This window comes from Janthinobacterium sp. 344, from assembly GCF_900112025.1.
GTDB lineage: Bacteria > Pseudomonadota > Gammaproteobacteria > Burkholderiales > Burkholderiaceae_D > Janthinobacterium.
Window position 1 is genome coordinate 36,576 of record NZ_FOKL01000010.1, and the last position, 17,968, is coordinate 54,543.

General features: G+C 64.9%; 15 protein-coding genes. 8 read left to right on the plus strand and 7 right to left on the minus strand.

The window, feature by feature from the left end; translation table 11 throughout:
• Nucleotides 1-241 precede the first annotated feature (241 nt).
• Together BM193_RS23055 and BM193_RS23060 are read right to left on the minus strand one after the other, a co-directional pair.
• Complete coding sequence (locus tag BM193_RS23055; RefSeq protein WP_139176296.1) at nucleotides 242-1,861, minus strand: hypothetical protein; 1,620 nt, start codon at nucleotides 1,859-1,861, stop codon at nucleotides 242-244.
• Between the two features lie 40 nt (nucleotides 1,862-1,901).
• Nucleotides 1,902-2,819 carry a DMT family transporter gene (locus tag BM193_RS23060; protein WP_092801297.1) on the minus strand — a complete coding sequence of 306 codons (918 nt, stop codon included), beginning with the start codon at nucleotides 2,817-2,819 and terminating at the stop codon, nucleotides 1,902-1,904.
• A 101-nt stretch (nucleotides 2,820-2,920) separates the two neighbouring features.
• Between BM193_RS23060 and BM193_RS23065 the strand changes: the two genes are divergently transcribed.
• The 3 genes from BM193_RS23065 to BM193_RS23075 all read left to right on the plus strand — a co-directional run bounded on the left by BM193_RS23065 (nucleotide 2,921) and on the right by BM193_RS23075 (nucleotide 5,003).
• Nucleotides 2,921-3,709: an AraC family transcriptional regulator gene (locus tag BM193_RS23065; protein WP_092801300.1), complete on the plus strand. Its 789-nt coding sequence runs from the start codon at nucleotides 2,921-2,923 to the stop codon at nucleotides 3,707-3,709.
• A 117-nt stretch (nucleotides 3,710-3,826) separates the two neighbouring features.
• Nucleotides 3,827-4,426, plus strand: a complete 600-nt coding sequence (locus BM193_RS23070; RefSeq protein ID WP_092801649.1) for a MarC family protein — start codon at nucleotides 3,827-3,829, stop codon at nucleotides 4,424-4,426.
• A 31-nt stretch (nucleotides 4,427-4,457) separates the two neighbouring features.
• Complete coding sequence (locus tag BM193_RS23075; RefSeq protein ID WP_092801303.1) at nucleotides 4,458-5,003, plus strand: DinB family protein; 546 nt, start codon at nucleotides 4,458-4,460, stop codon at nucleotides 5,001-5,003.
• Here BM193_RS23075 and BM193_RS23080 read toward each other — a convergent pair.
• Together BM193_RS23080 and BM193_RS23085 are read right to left on the minus strand one after the other, a co-directional pair.
• A complete protein-coding gene (locus tag BM193_RS23080) occupies nucleotides 4,971-6,158 on the minus strand; it encodes an MFS transporter (protein WP_092801306.1) in 1,188 nt (395 codons plus the stop codon). The two genes, BM193_RS23075 and BM193_RS23080, sit on opposite strands and share 33 nt — an antisense overlap.
• Nucleotides 6,155-7,336 carry a serine hydrolase domain-containing protein gene (locus tag BM193_RS23085; RefSeq protein WP_217638516.1) on the minus strand — a complete coding sequence of 394 codons (1,182 nt, stop codon included), beginning with the start codon at nucleotides 7,334-7,336 and terminating at the stop codon, nucleotides 6,155-6,157. Before BM193_RS23085 ends, BM193_RS23080 begins: the two co-directional genes overlap by 4 nt.
• Nucleotides 7,337-7,448: 112 nt before the next feature.
• On the opposite strand from BM193_RS23085, the gene BM193_RS23090 reads away from it, so the two are divergent.
• From BM193_RS23090 to BM193_RS23100, 3 genes are all read left to right on the plus strand, one after another.
• On the plus strand, nucleotides 7,449-8,339 hold the full coding sequence (locus tag BM193_RS23090) for a LysR family transcriptional regulator (RefSeq protein ID WP_092801309.1): 891 nt from the start codon (nucleotides 7,449-7,451) through the stop codon (nucleotides 8,337-8,339).
• Nucleotides 8,340-8,571: 232 nt separating this feature from the next.
• Complete coding sequence (locus BM193_RS23095; RefSeq protein ID WP_092801312.1) at nucleotides 8,572-10,278, plus strand: methyl-accepting chemotaxis protein; 1,707 nt, start codon at nucleotides 8,572-8,574, stop codon at nucleotides 10,276-10,278.
• 175 nt (nucleotides 10,279-10,453) lie between these two features.
• Nucleotides 10,454-13,792 (plus strand): DEAD/DEAH box helicase, encoded by a 3,339-nt coding sequence (locus BM193_RS23100; RefSeq protein ID WP_254786384.1) that lies wholly within the window; start codon nucleotides 10,454-10,456, stop codon nucleotides 13,790-13,792.
• Nucleotides 13,793-13,894: 102 nt separating this feature from the next.
• Here BM193_RS23100 and BM193_RS23105 read toward each other — a convergent pair whose 3' ends face one another.
• Entirely contained in the window at nucleotides 13,895-15,310 is a 1,416-nt protein-coding gene (locus BM193_RS23105) for a heavy metal sensor histidine kinase (protein WP_092801318.1), read from the minus strand.
• On the minus strand, nucleotides 15,307-16,026 hold the full coding sequence (locus BM193_RS23110; RefSeq protein ID WP_092801321.1) for a heavy metal response regulator transcription factor: 720 nt from the start codon (nucleotides 16,024-16,026) through the stop codon (nucleotides 15,307-15,309). Before BM193_RS23110 ends, BM193_RS23105 begins: the two co-directional genes overlap by 4 nt.
• Before the next feature lie 142 nt (nucleotides 16,027-16,168).
• On the opposite strand from BM193_RS23110, the gene BM193_RS23115 reads away from it, so the two are divergent.
• Complete coding sequence (locus tag BM193_RS23115; RefSeq protein WP_092801324.1) at nucleotides 16,169-16,663, plus strand: GlcG/HbpS family heme-binding protein; 495 nt, start codon at nucleotides 16,169-16,171, stop codon at nucleotides 16,661-16,663.
• Nucleotides 16,664-16,674: 11 nt separating this feature from the next.
• Complete coding sequence (gene uraH, locus BM193_RS23120) at nucleotides 16,675-17,085, plus strand: hydroxyisourate hydrolase (RefSeq protein ID WP_092801327.1); 411 nt, start codon at nucleotides 16,675-16,677, stop codon at nucleotides 17,083-17,085.
• Nucleotides 17,086-17,099: 14 nt separating this feature from the next.
• Here uraH and BM193_RS23125 read toward each other — a convergent pair whose 3' ends face one another.
• Nucleotides 17,100-17,798 carry a glutathione binding-like protein gene (locus tag BM193_RS23125; protein ID WP_092801331.1) on the minus strand — a complete coding sequence of 233 codons (699 nt, stop codon included), beginning with the start codon at nucleotides 17,796-17,798 and terminating at the stop codon, nucleotides 17,100-17,102.
• Between the last annotated feature and the right edge of the window lie 170 nt (nucleotides 17,799-17,968).

The following is a 17,968-nucleotide window of genomic DNA, read 5'->3' on the forward strand; positions in this document are numbered from 1 at the left end:
TGGAGCGTTAACAGCGGCTGGGGGGAAGGCGGCCCGCTCATATCGTCAGGAGTCAAAATACAGATCAACAGGGTTGAGGTTTTCGGTATTTTTAATTTCCTGACTGCAAGATACAGGGAAAGATTACCAGTAGCAATAACCAGCATGGATTTTCACGCATTGTCACAAACGAGTGATGTTTTTGCGCAAAACTGGCATGCCGAATCCCTGCTGCAGCATGCCAGTTGTATCAGAGTGCGATTTAATACATGGTTTCATCGGTCAACTGACCATCGTCGCGGAACCACTGATGGCGTCCCGTTTTCTTGCCCAGGTGATAGCTGCCAATGTGCTTCGGCTTGCCGTTCCGAAAATTCTCGGTGCTGACGCCATGCAGCACGCCCGCCTGCCAGTTGCGGTGCAATTGCGGCAGCTCGCCATCGGGATAAAACACGGTTTCCGGCCCGTCGCGCTTGCCGTCGGCAAACGTGCCCTGGTAGCGCCGCTTGCCGTCCGGATAAAAACTTTCCATCGTGCCATCGAGCACACCGCCGCGGTAATGCTCGACCAGCTCCAGCTGGCCGCTGGCCGCGTATTGCGCCAGCGTGCCATCTGGTTTGCCATCGAGCATGGTCAGCACTTGCCAGCCGCCATCGGGCGTAGCCTTCTTCCACGGCCCCTGCCTGACGTCATCGACATACAGGCCGCCACCACCGGGTTCCACCCACTGGCCCTGCTTCTTGCCGTGCACATAATTGCCTTGCCAATGCACGGCGTCGCCGAGACGGCGTTCGCTGGGGCCGTCCAGCCTGTCCTTGACATAGGTATCGAAGCCCTGGAAGTTGCCCTTGCCCTCGTCGCGCCACTCGGCCACGCCCGGAAGCACGTCCCAGCGCCCCGTGCGCTGGCCACGCCGCATCCTGCCCGTGGTGGTTTCCTCGCCGCTTGCATACGTCCATGGCCCCTCGGCCCTGTCGTCGACAAAGGCGCCAGACGAGCGGATGGTGTGCGGTTCCTCGTAGTGCCATGCGCCGGTGCGCTTGCCCTGCGCATACAGGCCGCGGGCAAACACGCTGCCGGCGCAGCAATTCACGTCGTATTCGATGAAGGGCCCATCCTGGCTGCCCGTCAAGCGCTGCGGCTGCGTCTCCCACGTGATCCACTTGACGTGATAACTGGGCGCGCGGCCCCCTTCCCAGCCCTTGCCCAGCAGATACGTGACGGTCAGATAATGGCCATCCTTTTCCTGGAAAGTCTTTTTATAGGCAAACGCGGGAGCGTCGGCTGGCTTGCCGGGCAATAATTCACCATCGCTATTGAAATAGCCGACCAGGCTGCCATGGCCATGCGCGATGGCGTCGAACTCGGCCACGCCCGTGGGCGCGTAGGCGATGCTGTAATCGATCAGTTGCAGGGAGGCCAGCGCCGCGCGCACGCGCGCCTCGTCCATGGTTGTGGCGCCGCGCACGATGGCGTCCAGGGCCGGCTGCAGGGTCGCCACCTTGAACATCTTGCCGCCGCTGCGCTCGTAGCGGTAGGCGTGCAAGCCATAGGGCTTGTCACTGCCGCCGCTGCGGCTGAGCACGAACGTCGTTTCGCCTTCGCTGTCGAGGTCGACCTGGAACACGGCCGCGATGCTGGCCTGGCCATACCTGTCCAGGTTCATGCGCTTTTCGCTGATGCCGTTGCACTGGCAATAGTAGCCATTGACTTCGCCGTTTTCCCGCAGGAAAGCCAGCACCACGCCCCCATCGCGGCGCTCGACGGCGCTGGCGTAGGCCATCGCTTGACCCGCGTAAAACGGGGTTGCCGCCTGTGCCGGCGCCAGGCTGCCCAGCGTCAGCAGCGCCGCCATCGTGCTCATCAAAACTGTGTGCCGCATGCCAACTCCACTGCCAAAAAGCGCCATTATGCATGGCCGTTCAGCCTATCCCGGACACCTCAGGACGGTAGCGGCCAAACAGGGGGCGCTGCACCGTTTGCGCCAGCAGCACGCCCAGCAGCGAGATGCCGCCACCGACCACATGATAAATATGCATGCTTTCATGCAGCCAGACGATGGCCAGCAAGGCCGTCAGCAGGGGCAGCAGGTTGACGTAGATGCTGCAGCGGTTCGGTCCCAGCAACTTGACCCCTTCGATCCACAGGTAGGACAGCACGATGGACGAGCCGATGCCCGCATAGCCGATCAGCGGCAAGGTGGTGGCGTCGAGCCTGGCGCTGCCGGGCGGCAACAGCAGGAACAGCGGCAGCATGCAGGCGAGGGCCGCCAGCGCCTGGCAATAGATGGCTTGCCAGGCGGGAATGGACAGACGCCAGCGGCGCAGCAGCACGCCGTACAGCGCAAAGATCAGGCAGGCCAGCAGCATCAGCGCGTCGCCCGCATGCACACCTTGATGCAGCAAGGCCAGCACGTCGCCGCGCCCCACCAGGTACAGCAAGCCGCCAAATGACAGCACGCCGCCGGCCGCCATGCCGACCGTCAGGCGCTCGCCCAGCAGCAGCACGCTGAGCAGGGCCGTCATCAGCGGCGCCAGCGCCGTGACGATGGCCATGTTCGTCGCCGTCGTCGATTCGGCGGCGCGGTAGGACAGGCTCTGGAACAGCGCCATCGACATCAGGCCGCACAGGGCCAGCTGCCACCACTGGCGGCGTATGGCGGTACGGTTGCGCCACAGGGGACGCGCGATAAACGGCGTCATCACCAGCAAGACCAGCACCAGGCGGTAAAAGGTGATGGCCGTGGGGGCGATGCTGGACGCGGCCAGCTTCGAGACGACGACGTTGCCGGCCCACAGCAGCATGGCCAGAAACGGATACAGATAGGCGCGCACGGGCATACATAGCTCCAGGAATAGTTGCGGGGAACCATCATGCCGCAGGCGCGCCGCGCCTTCTCGCGCTAAGATGTCCACACCTATCGCAAAACTGACCCGTTTTCATGGATTGTTCCTCCTCCGCCTTTCAGGAATTGCTGCCCGTCACCGCACGCGCCATGGCGCTGGCCGTCGACTATGCGCATGGCCACGTGATTTCCGTGCACCGCCACACGCATGCGCAATTGCTGTATGCCATCGAGGGCGTGATGACCATCGAGACGCAAGGCGGGCGCTGGGTGGTGCCGCCCACGCGCGGCGTATGGCTGCAGGCGGGCGTGGCGCACCAGGTGCGCATGAGCGGCGCCGTGAAAATGCGCACGGTATTTGTCGACTGCGCCAATTCTCCCTTGCTGCCCAGTCATAGTTGCGTGCTCGACATCAGCCCCCTGCTGCGGCAACTGATCGTGGCGGCCGTCGACATCGCGCCCGATTTTACGGAAGGCAGCCGCGACTGGCATCTGCTGCAATTGCTGTTGCACGAGCTGGGCAGCCTGCCCGTGCTGCCCCTGTATTTACCGTTGCCCGTGGATGCGCGCCTGCGCGGCATCTGCGCGCGGCTGATGGCGCAACCGGGCGAGCAGCTGACGGTGGCGCACTGGGCGCGGGAACTGGCGATCACCGAGCGCAGCCTGCACCGGCTGTTCCAGAAACAGACGGGCATGCGTTTCGGCCAATGGCGCCAGCAGGCGCGCTTGCTGCGGGCGCTGGAGCAGCTGGCGCGCGGCGGCAAGGTCATCGACGTGGCCATGGACAATGGCTACACGAGCCAGAGCGCGTTTGCCGCCATGTTCAAAAAGCATTTCGGCACCACGCCGACGGCGTTTTACCAGGCAAAGCCCATCGCGGCGTAAATAAAATGCTGCTATGCATCAATAATCATGGGCGATCGTCGCCGGGCTTGTTATCATCGCAAGCCGTATCGCACCGCGCCCATCCTGGCAGCGGTGTTGACCTTATTCCACACCACCATGACACAGAACTTCTTCCAGACTTTTATCCTGCTCTTGCTCGTCACTGATCCGTTCGGCAACGTTTCCCTGTTCGTCAACGCCCTGAAACGGGTACCGATCGAGCGGCGCTGGAAAGTCGTGGTGCGCGAATGCCTGATCGCCTTCGGCATCTTGCTGCTGTTTATGTTCTTCGGCCGCCACTTCCTGAACGCCTTGCAATTGTCGGAAATCGCCCTGCGCATCGGCGGCGGGGTCATCCTGTTCCTGATCGCCATGCGCATGGTGTTCCCGCAGCCAAACGCCGGCAACAGCGACCACGAGATGGGCGGCGAGCCGTTCATCGTGCCGCTGGCCATCCCCGCGCTGGCCGGTCCGTCGGCCCTGGCCACCGTGCTGCTGTTTTCCTCGCATGAAATGAACGATGTCATCGCCCATGTGGCGGGATTGACGGCCGTGGCCGCCGTCTGGCTGGCCGTCTTCCTGTGCGCCGAACGCCTGCAGCGCGCGCTGGGACCAAGAGTCATGACGGCCTTCGAGCGCCTGATGGGCCTGATCCTGACGGCGATGGCCATCGAAATGCTGCTGGCCGGCATACGCGCCTTCCTGAAGTCCGTTTAACATAGAACATTCATCCACTGGAGGAATCACCATGAGCCGTTGCGCCCACATTTGCCTGATGGCCGACTACAACCAGTGGATGAATGCCAAGGTCTACGCGGCGGCGGCCAGCCTGCCGCCGGAAGAACTGCGGCGTGAGCGGGGCGCCTTTTTCGGCTCCCTGCTGGCCACCCTGAACCACGTGATGGTGGGCGACACCTTGTGGCTGCAGCGCTATGCGAAGCACCCGGCCGGCTTCCCCCTGCTCGACCCCATCCGCGCCATCACGCCGCCCACCTCGCTCACGCAGCCGCTGTTCGCGGCCGAGGATTTCGCCGCCATGCACGCGCACCGGCAAAGACTGGACCAGGTCATCGTCGACTGGGCCGCCAGCATCACGGAAGCCGACCTCGATCATTTGCTCGACTACCGCAACAGCAAGGGCCCGAACCGGCGCGAATTTTTCAGCCTGCTCATGCATTTCTTCAACCACCAGACGCACCACCGGGGCCAGGCCAGCACCTTGCTGTCGCAGGCGGGCGTGGACCTCGGTGATACGGATCTGCTATTTCGCATCCCCAACCATATCGAGGACTGAGGGCGGCCGGTAGCGCCACGCCTTCAGCGCGATCACGCCCAGCGCCAGCGCTCCCAGCAGCGCCCCGCACGCCAGCGCGCCCTGCATGCCGTAGCGGGCGATGGCCATGCCGCCCGCCAGCGCGCCCACCGTCACGCCCAGGTTGATGGCGGCGATGTACACGCCGATGGCGAACGCGGGCGCCTCGCGCGCTTCGCTGCTGAGCCACACCTGCGTGACGATCAGCCCGCTCGTATGCGCGGCGCCCCAGAACAGCAACAGCGCCGCCATCGCCGCCCAGCCGGTATCGCTGCCCGCATGGCGGTACAGCAGCCAGTACGCCAGCCCCAGCAAGATCGGCTGCAGCAGCACCGTGCGCAGCACGTGCGTGCCCAGCTGCCGCCCGGCGAACAGATTGCCGGCCACGCCGCCCACGCCAAACACCACCAGCGCCAGCCCCGTCTGGCGCGCCGTCAGTCCCGCCACCTGCTGCAGATACGCGGCCGCATACGCATACACGGCAAACATGGCGGCAAACACCAGCACGGCGGCGGCAATGGTGAGCCACAGCGCGGGTTTGCGCAGCACGGCCAGCTGGCGGCCATACGCCATCGGCGCCTCGCGCGGGGCGTCCGGCAGGAACAGGTACAGACCCAGCGCGGCCAGGGCATTGACCAGCGCGCAAGCGAGAAACGAGGCCTCGTAGCCAACCTGGGCGGCGATCCACGTGGTGAGCGGAATGCCCAGCACCATGCCCATGCTGGTGCCCGTGAACGCATGCGCGCCGGCCCGCGCGGCCTGCTGCGGCGGGTACAGGGCGGCGGCCGCCACCATGGCCAGCGAGAAATACACGGGGTGGAACAGGGCCGGCACCACGCGCAGTGCCAGCAGCCATTCAAAACGGGACGCATATGCCGACGCCACGCTGGCCAGGGCAAACACCAGCAGCGAGACGAGCAGCACGCACTTGCGGCGCCAGCGCGTGGCCAGCAAGACGAGGAAGGGGCCGCCCATGGCGATCACCAGCGCGAACAGGCTCACCAGCGAACCCGCCCGGGCTTCTGTCACGGCGTAGCGCTGCATGATCATCGGCAAGATGCCCACCACGCCAAACTCGATGCAATACACGCCGAACAGGCCCAGCGCGAGAAAAACGATGGGGTGCGGACGGCTCATGGATTTTGCTCCCCACCATACACGGCCTGGCACAGCTCCATGACGAACGGCCCCGCCATGCCTTCCAGCGCCGTGTTCGTGAACGCCACCACGGACAGTTCTTGCGCAGGGTCGACAAACCACGAGTGGCCATACGTGCCGCCCATGCGCCAGCTGCCCGCAGACTCGGGCGTGGCGGCCGCAAGCGGGTCCGTCAATACCGTGAAGCCCAGGCCAAAGCCCCGTCCCGGCCAGAATGGCAGCGCCAGTTCGCCCGTCTGGCTTTCCCCCATCTGGCGCGCCAGCGCGGGCGGCAACAGCGGCGCGCCGCCCTGGCGCAAGGTTTCCAGCAAGCGCATGAAGTCGGGCGCCGAGCCCACCATGCCGGCGCCACCCGATGCATACGCCTGCGCGTCGCGGGCACGCGCGGGCGACAGGGTAAATCCTGCCATGCCGTCGAGAAACGGCAAATGGTCCTCTCCTTCGTCCAGCAGACGCCGCGGCGGCGTTTTCTCGTCCGTCCGGTCCGCATACGCGACGGCCAGGCGCGCCGGGTCGGCAGCAACAAAACCCGTGTCGCGCATGGCCAGCGGCGCCGTCACCAGATGTGCCACGGCGTGCGCCAGCGGCATGCCGGCCGCCTGCTCGATGACGGCGCCCAGCACGTCGGTGGCGATGGAATACGCCCAGCGCTCGCCCGGTGCATATGCCAGCGGCACGGTGGCCAGGCGGCGCAGGTTTTCCGCCAGGGTGACGGGCGCGGCATCCATGCCATCCGACACGCCGGCCCGCGCATACGCGCCGCCGGGCGGCTGGAAGAAGCCGTAATCGAGGCCCGCCGTGTGCGTGAGCAAGTGACGCACGGTCATCGCCGCCACGGCGCCGTCCGCCTGGCGCGGCGCGAAATACGGCAGCCAGCGCGCCACCGGGTCGTCCAGCCCCAGCCGGCCCTGCCCCACCAGCGCCAGCGCGGCCGTCGAGACGATGGGTTTGCTGACGGATGCCAGGCGGAACAGCGCATCCCCGCGCATGGGGATCTGCGCTTCGCGGTCCAGCAAGCCGGCGGCGCGGCAATACACCTGCTGGCCACGGTGGTGCACCAGCACCACGGCGCCCACCAGGCGCTGCTGCGGTAACACGCTGTCCAGCAAGCGGTCGATGCGGGCGGCCAAGGCCGCGGGAGAGAAGTTGTACATCATGGCTCAGCCTTTCAAATGATCAGGCTGCCAAGGTAAGCCAGGCGCGACCAAAGAAAAACAGGCTATAGTTTCTGTCTATGCGGACGTTGGCATCCGCAATTCAAGGAAAAAAATGGATAACCTGGCGGGATTCACGGCCTTCGTGCAGGCGGCCGAAATGCGCAGTTTTGTGGCGGCAGGCCGGGTGCTGGGCGTTTCCGCCTCGGCCGTGGGCAAGAGCATCGCGCGGCTGGAAGAACGCCTGGGTGTGCGCCTGTTTCACCGCAGCACGCGCAGCATTGCATTGACCAGCGAGGGCACGGTATTCCTCGAACGCTGCCGGCGCATCCTCGGCGAGATCGAGGCGGCCGAGCTGGAACTGTCGAACAGCAAGAGTGCGCCGCAGGGACGGCTGCGCGTCAGCCTGCCCCTGGTCGGCTGCCTGCTCAATCCCGTGCTGGCCGCGTTCGCGCGCGCCTATCCACTGGTGGAGCTCGATCTCGACTTCAGCGACCGCCGCGTCGATGTGATCGAGGAGGGTTATGACGCCGTCGTGCGCGCCGGTGAAAGCGCCGACAGCCGCCTGATGAGCCGCCAGCTGGGCCAGTTCCAACTGCAGCTGGTGGCCTCGTCGGCCTACCTGGCGCAGCACGGCGCGCCCGCGCAACCAGCCGACCTGGTGCGCCACATTTGCCTGCTATACAAATTTCCCAGCAGCGGCAAGGTGGAAGCATGGCCCCTGCCCGAGTGGCCGGCCTTGCATGCGGCGGGCTTGCCGACTGTGCTGAACTGCAACAATGTGGAAACCTTGCTGCACTTCGCCGAAAGCGGCCTGGGCATCGCCGCCCTGCCCGACTTTGCCGTGCGCGCGGCCCTGGCCGCCGGCCGCCTGCACAGCGTGCTGGACACGCACCGCCAGCACGACGGCAGCTTCCGCCTGCTGTGGCCCAGCAGCCGCCACCTGACGCCAAAATTGCGCGCCTTCATCGATTTCCTGGCGGCGCACGTCTTTCCGCCGGGCTGAACGACGTTGCCAGCGGCGTCCTCGTTGTTTCCATGCGACAACTTATTTCATTTGCTGCCAATTCTTTAACTTTTCACAGACTTGATACAAGTATTTGTATTGCAGTGCGGAATTTTTGAGGAACAATTACAGGCTGGCCGCCATTACGTAGAAACCCGTAGTGGCAGGCATCACCATGCTTGGCGCCTGGCGAATCCAACGTTTCCTCTCAATCAGCAACACGAAAGCAATCATGTCACTTACACAATTCAAAATCGGCACTCGGCTCGGGATCGGGTTCGCGGTCGTCCTCGGCTTGCTGGTGGCCGTGCTGCTGGTCGGCCTGTATTCCATGGCGCAGCTGAGCAACCGCACGCACGACATCGTGACCGATAAAAACGTCAAGATGGCGGCCGCCAACACCATGAGCGATAACGTACGCAACATCACCCTGGCCATCACCAGCGTGGTGGTGGCGCCGACGGAAGCGCTGGTGCAGGCGGAGCTGGCGAAGATTGGCGAAGCGCGCAAGAAATACGGCGCCGCCAAGGAAATCTTGCAAAAGAAAATTACGACGGACAAGGAAACGGCGCTGATGGCCGAACTCGATGCGGCCCTGAAGGCGGGCGCGCCGCTGAACAACAAGGTCATCGAGCTGCGCAATGCGGGCCAGACGGAAGAAGCGATCGCCTTCCTCACCCAGCAGGCGGCGCCGAGCCTGAAGCGCGTCTTGGGCGCGCTCGACAGCCTGGTGGCGCTGGAAGGCGAGCTGGCGGCGCAAGCGGCCAGCGATGCCGAAACGCTGAGCAGCAGCGCGCGCACCTACATGATCGTCCTCGGCAGCCTGGCCGTGCTGCTGGGCGCCTTCGTGGCGTGGATCATCACGCGCTCGATCACCCGTCCCATCAATGCCGCCGTGGGCGTGGCCGAGACGGTGGCCTCGGGCGATCTGTCGTCGCACATCGTGGTCGACTCCAGCGATGAAACGGGGCGCCTGCTGGGCGCGCTGAAAGCCATGAACACCAGCCTGCTGGGCGTGGTGGCGCAAGTGCGCCACGGCACGGATGCGATCTCCACGGCATCGAGTGAAATTGCCGCCGGCAACCTCGACCTGTCGTCCCGCACGGAAGAGCAGGCCAGCTCGCTGGAAGAAACGGCGTCGGCCATGGAAGAGCTGACCTCGACCGTGAAACAGAATGCGGACAATGCGCGCCAGGCCAACCAGCTGGCAAAAAGCGCGTCCGAAGTGGCGGTGCGCGGCGGCAATATCGTTTCGCAAGTGGTCGACACCATGGGCACCATCAACGCCTCGTCGCGCAAGATCGTCGACATCATCGGCGTCATCGACGGCATCGCCTTCCAGACGAATATCCTGGCCTTGAACGCGGCCGTGGAAGCGGCGCGCGCGGGCGAGCAAGGGCGCGGCTTTGCCGTCGTCGCCACCGAGGTGCGCAACCTGGCGCACCGTTCGGCCTCGGCCGCCAAGGAAATCAAGGAGCTGATCGCCGCCTCCGTCGCCAACGTGGACACGGGGTCGCGCCTCGTCAATGAAGCGGGCCAGACCATGGGCGACATCGTCGACAGCATCGTGCGCGTGACCGACATCATGGGGGAAATCACGTCCGCCACGCATGAGCAAACCATCGGCATCGAACAGATCAACATGGCCATCGCCCAGATGGATGAAGTGACGCAGCAAAACGCGGCGCTGGTGGAGGAAGCGGCGGCCGCTTCGCAAAGCATGCAGGAGCAGGCAGGCGAACTGGCGCATGTGGTGGGATTCTTTAAAACGGGCAACCATGTGGCCAGCGTAAGCAAGCTGAGCCCGGCGCGCGCAGCAGCGCCGGCGCCCGCCATCGCACGTCCTGCGGCCAAGCCCGCGCCCGCGCGCAAGGCCGTCGCGGCCGCACCGGCGCGCCGCGGCAATGCCGCCGCCGAGAGCGAATGGGAAGAGTTTTAACGAATAGCAACAACCGCCTCACGGGAAAGCCAGGCAGGAAGTTGCTGCCTGGCTTTTTTTCGTCCATCCGCCGCACTTTTTTTGCGGCAAAGCGCGCGCAATAGACAAAAGTGCAAAACATGCGCCGCGCATACCCTTTACAATCCTCGCTCGCTTTACAAAATAATTGGTCATCATGAATCAGGCAGAACAGCAGCGCCTCCTGGCTATCCTGGAGTATTGGCACAAGATCGAATTCTTTATCCCGTTTGACCTGAATCAAATCACGGACGTTGAAGACCCGTCCAGCGTGCGCCTCCTGCACCGCGAACAGCTGGCGCAACTGCCGCCGCAATTCGCCGCGCAGTGGCAGGTGCCCTCCGACCGCGACATCGACGGCTTTTCCTTGTTCCTCGGCGTGTTCGACAAGGCGGAAATCAACAAGGCTTGCCCGGCTTCCAGCGGCCCGGAAAGCCTGGCCGAAGCGGAAAAAACAGAATTGCTGGGACGCTCGTGCTTTGCCCGCCTCAATCTCAATGCGCTGGGCGAGCCGCAATTCGATCCCGTGTCCGTATCGACCTTGCCGTGGGCGCTGGGCCGCGCGCGCACGCCGGACTGGTCCGGCCTGAGCCTGGACGCCTTCAGCGACAGCCAGCTGGCGCTGCAAGACAGCCTGCGCAACTTCGCCGCCGCCCGCGCATCCCAGCAAATCACGGACGAAGCGGGCAATGTCTCGTCGCCCCTGTCCGGCATGGAAATCGCCGCGCTGGCCGACCTGCTGATGGACTGGGCCGGTTTCCGCCCATCCGGCGCGCAGCCGCTGGCCGTGCTGGAAGTGCGCACGCGCAAGAAACGCGTGGCCGTGGCGGACGCCGATCTGGCTGAAGCGAGCCAGAACCGCAGCCTGGACTTTGGCGACGCGGTGGAGCCGTCGATCGATATCCTCAACAGCTTTTACCTGGACGACCTGGAACAGATCATCCGCGCCTTGCGTGGCGGCAAATTGCCCGCCACAGTGGCCGCCTACCTGACGCCGCTGGCGCAGGATGAACGCATCGACCTGTACAGCCCGGCCGGACGCCAGGCGCTGGCCGCCATGCTCAATCCGGCCAATATGAACCGGGGCCACTGGCTGGAAGACGCCAGCTACGCCATGAGCCTGATGCAGCAGTTCGCCATCCACGGCGCGCGCACGGGCTTGCACGAGCGCGGCATCTTTTCCGTCAACGGCCCGCCCGGCACGGGCAAGACGACCTTGTTGCGCGAATTATTTGCCGACAACATCGTGCGCCGCGCCAGCGTGTTGTCCTGCCTGGACCGCGCCGCCGACGCCTTCATCGGCAAGGTGGCCGTGGCCTTCGAGGGCGTGCGCGACCCGATCACCATCGCCCGCTTGCGCCCGGAACTGACGGGCTTTGAAATGGTCGTCGCCTCGTCCAACAACGCGGCGGTGGAAAACATTTCCGGCGACCTGCCGAAACCCAAGCAGCTGGGCAAGGAATGGGCGCGCACGCGTTACTTTGAAAGCGTCGCGCGCCGGGTGGTGGCCGATGGCAATGGCGCGAATCGCGCCTTGCAGGAAACAGAAGCGCCATGGGGCTTGATGTCCTGTGCACTGGGCAATAGCGCGAATCGCCGCCGTTTCGTCAGCAATTTCTATGACGACGACTGGGACAAGACGACGCCGCGCAAGACGCCGAACACGCAGAATATCCGCCAGTGGCTGGCCAGCTACCAGGGCGTCAGCTTCGCCCAGGCGGCGCGCGAGTTCCGCGAGACGGAGCACGTGGTGGAAAAAGCCCTGGCGGAACAGGGGCAATATGCGGCCCTGTGGCAAGCCGTGGGCACGTGCACGCAAGACGAATTCATCCACAGCAGCCAGCAGGCGCTGATCGCCGCGGAACAGGAAATGGATGCGGCCAATGGCGCCCTGTCCAACGCGCTGGCGCAGCAGGATACCCTGCTGGCCAGCAAGAAGGACTTGCTGGAAGAAGAACGCCTGGTGGCACTGACGCAGCCGGGATTCTTTGCCCGCCTGTTCCGCACGGCCCCGGCGCGCGCCTACAAGGACGCCGTGGTGGCGAATGCCGAGGCGCAGCGCCAGGCCGCGCGCGACGTCTCAGCCATCAAGCTGCTGTTGAAGGGCGAGCTGGAACCGCGCTGCGAACGCGCGCGCAACAGCCTGCACATCGCCCTGCGCACGGCGCAGTCGCGCCAGCGCGAATGGGATGACAGCACGGAACTGCTGCGCCGCGCGCGCCTGCGTTTCCCCACCATCATCGCGCCCGATTCCCTGCAGGAGCTCGATGGCGACGCGCTGCAAATTGGCGGCCTGTGGCATGAACCGGCCCTGGCGCGCCTGCGCTCGCGCCTGTTCGCCAAGGCCCTGGCCCTGCACGAAGCGTGGCTGGCGGAAGTGGCGAAAAAAGGCGGGCCCGGCTTCGGCGGCAACTTGCTGGCCGTCTCCAAATTGCTGAAAAACAAGCGCGCCTACGACCAGTCGCATGTCGCCATGGTCTGGCACAGCCTGTTCATGGTCGTGCCCGTCGTATCGACCACGTTTGCCTCGTTCGCGCGCCAGTTCCAGGGCATGGGTCCTGAATCGCTGGGCTGGCTGTTCATCGATGAAGCGGGCCAGGCCGTGCCGCAGGCGGCGCTGGGCAGCCTGTGGCGCGCCAGGCGCGCCGTCGTCGTCGGCGACCCGTTGCAGATCGAGCCCGTGTTCACGGTGCCGGGCCGCCTGGTGCAAACCCTGTCGGCCCTGTCGCCGCATACGCAGGATGGCAGCTACGCGCCGACCAGCGTGTCCGTGCAGACCCTGGCGGACAAGGCCAACCGCTACGGCGCCGTGGTTGGCGCCAATAGCGCCCAGCCGCTGTGGATCGGCAGCCCCCTGCGCGTGCACCGCCGCTGCGTGGAACCGATGTTCTCGCTGGCCAACGGCATCGCCTACGAAGACAAGATGGTGTACGGTTTGAGCGAACGCACGCCGCCGGCCGGCGCGCGCGGCCTGACGCGTGGCCCCAGCCGCTGGATCGACGCTGGCGGCCCCGTCAGCTACAAGCAGGTGGTGCCGGTGCAGCTCGATTTCGTGCTGGAAGTGCTGCTGAAACTGTATCGCCGCGACGGCAAGTTGCCGGACATGTATGTGATCACGCCGTTCAAGGCCGTGCGCAATGAATTGCGCTCGCGCATCATGGACCTGGACTGGGACCGCCGCCTCGGCTACGGCAAGGCGCCGACGGCGCGCGAATTGCGCCAGTGGAGCAGCCAGATGGTGGGCACCGTGCACACCTTCCAGGGCAAGGAACAAAGCGTGGTGATGCTGGTGCTCGGCGCGGATGAGAGCACCGCCGGTGCCGCGCAATGGGCGGCGGCCACGCCGAACCTGCTCAACGTGGCCCTGACGCGCGCGCAGCACTACGTGTACATCGTCGGCAACCCGCTGCTGTGGGGCCAGTTGCCGCACTTTGCGCCAGCGTGCGCACAATTGCCGCATACGGGCATGCATGAGTTCCTGGTGGAAATGGGCTAGACACAGCAGGTCAGAGACGCAGGTCAGATCAGCGCCTGAGCGCGTAATCCGACATCATCGCAGCGCCAACAATATTGTCGGATTACGCGTGGCTGTGCCCCGCTAATCCGACCTACCGTCTGCCGGGAAGGTGAGCGTAAACGTCGTGGCGGCCGCGTCGGATGCGACCGTCGCGCTGCCGCCATGCAATTGCATGATGGCCGTGACGATGGCCAGGCCCAGGCCCGTGGAAGCGGCCGAATCGCTGCGGGCCGGGTCGGCGCGGTAGAAGCGTTCGAACAGGTGCGGCAAGTGGCGCGCGGGAATGGCGGGGCCGAGATTGCTCACGCTCAGTGCCACGCCTTCGTTCGTCGCGTGCGAGCGCAATAAAATCGTGCTGCCCGGCGCCGCGTGGCGGATCGCGTTCGACAGCAAATTGCCCAGCGCGCGGCGCAGCAGTTGCGGCTCGGCCGTCACCGTGCCGCTGCCATGGCACGCCAGCGCCAGCTCGCGCTCTTCGGCCAGTCCTTCGAAAAAATCCGCCAGCCGCAAAAACTCGTCCTGCACCGGCAAGGCTTGCTTGACCAGGATCATCTCTTCCTGCTGCGCGCGCGCCAGGAACAGCATGCTGTCGATCATGCGCGACAGCCGTTCCAGCTCTTCCACATTCGACGACACCAGCTGTTCATACTCGTGCGCGCTGCGCGGGCGGGCCAGCATCACCTGGCTTTGTCCCAGCAGATTGGTGACGGGCGTGCGGAATTCATGCGCCAGGTCGGCGGAAAACTGCGACAGCCGCGCATAGCCTTCCTGCAGCCGCGCCAGCATGGCATTCAGGGCCTGGATCAGCGGCAGCAGTTCGGTCGGGGCATCGCGTGCCTCCAGCTGCTGCCCCAGCTTGCCGGGCCGCACCAGGGCCGCATGCGCGGCGATATTGCGCAGCGGCCGCAGTCCCCGCAACAGCATCACGCTCGACAACAGCGCCGCCACCAGCGCGCTGACGGCCACGGAGACGACGATCTGCCAGCGGTAGGCGGCGAACATGGCCGTGCGGTCGCCATACACGCGGGCGACGGCAATGTCGGCCATCTGTGCCGGCTCGCCGATGCGCGCGCTGGCCGCCACCACCCTGGCCGGATAGCCATCGCGGCTGGTCCAGCTGACGATGTCGCTGGCTGTCACGGGCGCATCGACAGCCACGGGCACAGGATGCGCCACCGTCTCGCCATTCGGGTTGACATCGATCAAACGCGTGCCATCGGCGCGCACGATGCGCACCAGGGAATTCTCCTGGCCGCTCATGGTGTCGCGAAAATACTGGGGCCGCTCGCGGATGATATCGAGGGTGCCCGCATTGCCCAGCAATTGCTGGATCTGCCGCAGTTTTCCCAATAATAAAATGTCGTCGCGGCGCTCGATTTCCGCCACAAATGAACGGTACAGATGCATGCCCAGGCCGGCCGACACCAGGGCCACGATCAGCACGAACACGAGCGTGACGCGCAGGGTCAGCGAGCGGCGGAGTGGCGCCAGCTTCACGTGGCCGCGCCGTTGTCAAGCGCCACCGGCGTGGACGGCGCGCGCAATTCGCAGACATAGCCCATGCCCCGCAAGGTGTGGATCAGCTTGGGTTCGAACGGGTCGTCGAGCTTGCTGCGCAGGCGGCGGATGGCCGCGTCGATGACGTTGGTGTCGCTCTCGAAATTGATGTCCCACACTTGCGAGGCGATGATGGAGCGCGACAGCACCTCGCCCTGGCGCCGCGCCAATAAATGCAGCAGGCCGAACTCCTTCGCCGTCAGGGTGATGCGCTGGCCTTGCCGGCTGACCTTGCGTTTCATCACGTCGATTTCCATGTCGCCGATGCGGATCACGTCGTCTTCGCGGGGCGGCCCGCGCCGCAGCAGGGTGCGGATGCGCGCCACCAGTTCGGCGAAGGCGAACGGTTTCACCAGATAATCGTCGGCGCCCAGTTCCAGCCCCTTGACCCGGTCCTGCACCTCGTCGCGCGCCGTGAGGAAGATCACGGGCACGTCGGCGCCGCCTTCCTGCAGGCGCAGCGCGCGCAAGACTTGCCAGCCATCCATGATGGGCAGCATGACGTCGAGCACGATGAGGTCGGGCGCGTCCGTGCTGGCCAGGTGCAGGCCGTCGCGGCCATTGCGCGCCAGGCTCACCGTAAAGCCGGACTCGGCCAAACCGCGCAACAGGTAGTCACCCGTCTTCGGTTCGTCTTCAATGACCAGGATGCGCATGGATGGGAGCTTTCTAAGGGGAATATAAAACCATTTTACGCCCGGAGACGCGGCGCGCGGATGATAAAAATGTCATGCGGCGATCATCTTCGCGTAGGGCAAGCCTGGCCATACTGGCGCCATTCTTTTGCATGGACGCCAGATGAAAACCCTATTTTTCGCTACTACCCTGCTGTACCTGCTGGCCAGCCCCGCACACGCCCAGTTGCGCAAGGTCAATGACCTGTCGCTGGCGGCGGCCAACACGCTGGCCAATGCCGCCATGGCCGCCTGCCAGGCGCAAGGGCGGCACATCGCCGTCACCGTACTGGACCATGGCGGCAATCTTGTCGCCGTGCAGCGCGCCGACGGCGTGGGGCCGCACAACACGGAAGCGAGCCGGCGCAAGGCCTATACGGCCCTGTCGACGAAAAGCGATACCCAGGCGCTGGCCGTGGCCGCGCGCGGCAACCCGGACATGGCCAATTTGACGACACTGCCGGAACTGTTGCTGCTGGGCGGCGGCCTGCCCTTGCTGGCCCAGGGGCAAGTCGTCGGCGCCATCGGCGTGGCCGGCGGCGGTGGCGCGCAGCAAGACCGCGCCTGCGCCCAGGCCGCCCTCACCGCCATCCCCGAACTCGATTCCCCCACCCTGTGAAAGAAACCATAATGACCTATCTGAAAAAAACCGCTGCCGCCCTGGCCTTCGCCAGCCTGTCCAGCATGGCCCTGGCCGCCGCCAATCCCTTGAGCGTGCACATCCTCGACTTGCAAAGCGGCCAGCCGACGGCGGGCGTGACAGTCACGCTGGAGCAAAAGAAAGGAGAAAACTGGACACAACTGAGCAGTGGCGTGACGAATGCGCAGGGGCGCATCACGGCCATGTATCCAGCCGATACGCCCATGCCGGCGGGCGACTACCGCATCGTGTTTAAAACAGGCGAGCACTACGCGCGCCTGAAACAGGAAACGTTCTTCCCGGAAATCCCCGTGCAATTCCACGTGGAAAAGACCGAGCAGCACTACCACATTCCGCTGCTGCTCAGCCCTTTCGGTTTTTCCACGTATCGCGGTAACTGAGTAGGAAATTAAGCTTAGCCGAGCGTCTTTGCCGTCTGTCCGAACAGCACGCTTTTCGCGTCGCCGCTGACGGTGGGCTGCACATTGATCTCGGCCGCGCGCGCATACGCGCGCACGGTGGCCGGACGGGCGGCAATCGCCGCGAACCAGCGCGCCAGGTGCGGAAAATCTTCCAGCTTCTGGCGCTGGCGCGCGTGCGGCACGATCCATGGATAGATCGCCATGTCGGCGATGGAATAGCTGTCGCCGGCAACAAATTGACGGTCCGCCAGGCGTTTGTTCAGTACGCCATACAGGCGGTTGGTTTCGTTCACATAGCGCGTGATGGCGTAGTCGATGGGCTCGGGCGCGTATTGCACGAAGTGGTGGTTCTGTCCCGCCATGGGGCCCAGTCCGCCCATTTGCCAGAACAGCCATTGCATGACTTCGGCGCGGCCGCGCACGTCCGCCGGCAGGAATTGCCCGCTTTTCTCGGCCAGGTATTGCAAAATCGCCCCCGACTCGAACAGGGACAGGGGCGCGCCGCCATCGGCCGGCGCCTGGTCGACGATGGCGGGAATGCGGTTGTTCGGCGCGATGGCGAGAAACTCGGGCGTGAACTGCTCACCCTTGCCGATATGCACGGGGATGATGTTGTAGGGGATGCCCGCTTCTTCCAGGAACATCGTCACTTTGTGCCCGTTGGGCGTGGTCCAATAGTAAAGGTCAATCATCGTGGTCTTTCAGTGTCGGTAGGGGGCGTGGCTTGCCGGTGGCGCGCGCGTGGATATTGTCGCGCAGCAACTGGTGTGCATGGATATAATGCCACGACAGGGAAAAACACGACGGCGGTCGCTCCTTTTGCCCTGCAGGCAAGCGCCCACACTCGCTGTCACACCGACCA

Bases quoted from the DNA above. Each gene is read 5' to 3' on its own strand.
- BM193_RS23100 (WP_254786384.1), top strand. From the start codon at position 10,454: ATGAATCAGGCAGAACAGCAGCGCCTCCTGGCTATCCTGGAGTATTGG.
- BM193_RS23090 (WP_092801309.1), top strand. From the start codon at position 7,449: ATGGATAACCTGGCGGGATTCACGGCCTTCGTGCAGGCGGCCGAAATG.
- BM193_RS23055 (WP_139176296.1), bottom strand. From the start codon at position 1,861: ATGCGGCACACAGTTTTGATGAGCACGATGGCGGCGCTGCTGACGCTG.
- BM193_RS23070 (WP_092801649.1), top strand. From the start codon at position 3,827: ATGACACAGAACTTCTTCCAGACTTTTATCCTGCTCTTGCTCGTCACT.
- BM193_RS23095 (WP_092801312.1), top strand. From the start codon at position 8,572: ATGTCACTTACACAATTCAAAATCGGCACTCGGCTCGGGATCGGGTTC.
- BM193_RS23125 (WP_092801331.1), bottom strand. From the start codon at position 17,798: ATGATTGACCTTTACTATTGGACCACGCCCAACGGGCACAAAGTGACG.
- BM193_RS23115 (WP_092801324.1), top strand. From the start codon at position 16,169: ATGAAAACCCTATTTTTCGCTACTACCCTGCTGTACCTGCTGGCCAGC.
- BM193_RS23110 (WP_092801321.1), bottom strand. From the start codon at position 16,026: ATGCGCATCCTGGTCATTGAAGACGAACCGAAGACGGGTGACTACCTG.
- uraH (WP_092801327.1), top strand. From the start codon at position 16,675: ATGACCTATCTGAAAAAAACCGCTGCCGCCCTGGCCTTCGCCAGCCTG.
- BM193_RS23080 (WP_092801306.1), bottom strand. From the start codon at position 6,158: ATGAGCCGTCCGCACCCCATCGTTTTTCTCGCGCTGGGCCTGTTCGGC.
- BM193_RS23085 (WP_217638516.1), bottom strand. From the start codon at position 7,336: ATGATGTACAACTTCTCTCCCGCGGCCTTGGCCGCCCGCATCGACCGC.
- BM193_RS23065 (WP_092801300.1), top strand. From the start codon at position 2,921: ATGGATTGTTCCTCCTCCGCCTTTCAGGAATTGCTGCCCGTCACCGCA.
- BM193_RS23060 (WP_092801297.1), bottom strand. From the start codon at position 2,819: ATGCCCGTGCGCGCCTATCTGTATCCGTTTCTGGCCATGCTGCTGTGG.
- BM193_RS23075 (WP_092801303.1), top strand. From the start codon at position 4,458: ATGAGCCGTTGCGCCCACATTTGCCTGATGGCCGACTACAACCAGTGG.